Source organism: Streptococcus agalactiae ATCC 13813 (assembly GCF_000186445.1).
GTDB classification, from domain to species: Bacteria; Bacillota; Bacilli; order Lactobacillales; family Streptococcaceae; genus Streptococcus; species Streptococcus agalactiae.
The window spans coordinates 1-1,658 of sequence record NZ_GL636079.1 but is presented as its reverse complement, the minus strand read 5'-3'; the positions used below and the strand labels follow the sequence as shown (position 1 = coordinate 1,658).

General features: G+C 44.1%; 1 protein-coding gene. It reads right to left on the bottom strand.

Features of this window, described 5'->3' with window-relative positions; genetic code table 11:
* Positions 1–67 precede the first annotated feature (67 nt).
* On the bottom strand, positions 68–1,345 hold the full coding sequence (gene ltrA / locus HMPREF9171_RS102830; RefSeq protein ID WP_001292556.1) for a group II intron reverse transcriptase/maturase: 1,278 nt from the start codon (positions 1,343–1,345) through the stop codon (positions 68–70).
* Positions 1,346–1,658 lie beyond the last annotated feature (313 nt).

Genomic DNA, 1,658 nt, shown 5'->3' with positions numbered 1-1,658 from the left:
AAATCGAGTAGAGGCTAATCTCTAGCCCCTCTCACACCACCGTACGTGCCGTTCGGCATACGGCGGTTCAACTAACTTTTAACGCATGTCGTTCAAGATAGTAATCTAAGCAACTGACCAGTCCTCGCTTTGCGAGGGCTGGTTTTGATATAGCACGTTTGAGTACCGACTTCTGAGCTACCAACTGATAGTGGTCACCCCATCCAGAAACTTTATCGGCTATCCATCTAGCAACTCCTAGTTTTAAGAGTCCCCATAGGCGCTTTGCTTTCTTCTTCCATTGCTTCCAGATAATCACTCGAATACGGGTTCGCAGACGCTCATCTATTTGTGTCATGATACTCTTCATATTGCCAAGCGAGAAATAGTTTATCCATCCTCGAATGACCCAGTTCAATCGTTCAATGCGAGTTATCAGGTCAATGCTCCATTTCCTCATCGTCAGTTGCTTCAGTTTTCGCTTAAAGCTCTGAACGCTGTCTTGGTGAGGACGACACTTCCAACCTTTTGGAGATTTCCAGAAACCAAATCCGAGGTATTTGAGTTTGTTCGGTCTGACAATCTTGGTCTTAGTCATGTTGACTTTCAACCCTAATCGCTTCTCAATATAGCTACTGACCGAATGCATGACCCGCTTAGCAGCTGCTTCGCTTCCGACAGTGATGACACAGTCATCGGCGTAACGGACAAAGCGAAGACCTCGCTTTTCCAACTCTTTGTCTAACTCATTAAGCATAATATTAGATAGGAGGGGTGATAGATTCCCGCCTTGAGGTGTCCCGACTAAAGTCTTATGTCGCTGTCCGTTAATAACAACTCCCGAATGGAGGTACTTACGAATCAGTGACTCCGTATCGCCATCTTGAATGATATTATGAACCAGGGACATCAATCTGTCTTGCGGAACAGTATCGAAGAACTTTTCCAAGTCAATGTCCACAATCCACTCGTAGCCATCGTTTAAATACTCAAGTAGCTGAACAATGGCTGTTTCGCAGGAGCGATTGGGTCTGAACCCATAGCTATACTCTGAAAAATGTTTTTCGCAGAGTGGACTCAAAACTTGAACGATGGCCTGCTGAATCATTCTATCCATAGCCGTCGGGATACCTAGGTTACGAACTCCTCCGTTTGGTTTTGGGATTTCAACCCTGAGAACCGGTTGAGGTTTATAGCTCCTCTCTTTGATGAGTTGCTTGGTTTCTCGCCAATTTTGGTGAAGATAGTCATCCATCTGCTCGATAGTGACCCCATCGATACCAGCAGAACCTTTATTTGATTTCACTTGCTTGTAAGCTTCGAGCATATTGTTCCGAGATAATATCTTATCTAGCAATTCTGACATGTGCGTATTCCTTTCTTTTTTCGTTGTCTGCATGATATCTTACATTGGTGAACCTTCCTCTAGTCAATACGTAACCGCATCTAGTTCTATCAGACCGTTTGTTTTACAGACACAAGTGAAGTAGGATTACTTCGATTAGTTGTTCACCCCTTCGTTCCATTTCCATTACAGAAACTTCATCACTACTATGGGTTCGGCTGACTTCTTGTCGTTCGTTGTTATTAGGTTTTACCCTCGACAGGACCTCACGGGATAAGTCGGACATCTTTCCTCGTTTACTCTCGTGATTTACGTATATAGGTTACGACTACCT